Annotated in this window: 2 tRNA genes; both read left to right on the top strand. The window is 47.3% G+C overall.

The features are described 5' to 3' along the window. Nucleotides 1-12 precede the first annotated feature (12 nt). A tRNA-Gln gene (locus EJ063_RS20790) sits at nucleotides 13-87 on the top strand. A 128-nt stretch (nucleotides 88-215) separates the two neighbouring features. Then, a tRNA-Leu gene (locus tag EJ063_RS20785) sits at nucleotides 216-300 on the top strand. Nucleotides 301-351: the final 51 nt, after the last annotated feature.

Raw genomic sequence — 351 nt, 5'->3', positions numbered from 1 at the left:
TTAGAGCACTGCAGGTCTATCGCCAAGCGGTAAGGCAGCGGCTTTTGATGCCGCCATTCCCTGGTTCGAATCCAGGTAGACCTGCCACTATTTATAGGTTCAGTGGATAAACATCTTTTGATGCCTCATCTATTGTCCCTGGTTCGGCTCTAAGTAGCCTGCCATTACAACTTCATAACGCTTTTACCAATCAGCGATATGAATACAAAATTGATGCGGAAGTGGCGGAATTGGTAGACGCACCAGATTTAGGTTCTGGCGCCGCAAGGTGTGAGAGTTCAAGTCTCTCCTTCCGCACCATTCTTTAAGTCTCTTTAATTAGAGCACTGCAGGTCTATCGCCAAGCGGTAA

The organism is Vibrio aquaticus (genome assembly GCF_003970385.1).
In the GTDB taxonomy this organism is placed as follows: domain Bacteria; phylum Pseudomonadota; class Gammaproteobacteria; order Enterobacterales; family Vibrionaceae; genus Vibrio; species Vibrio aquaticus.
Note: the sequence above shows the minus strand (reverse complement) of the source record. Positions and strands in the feature narration are given on the sequence as shown.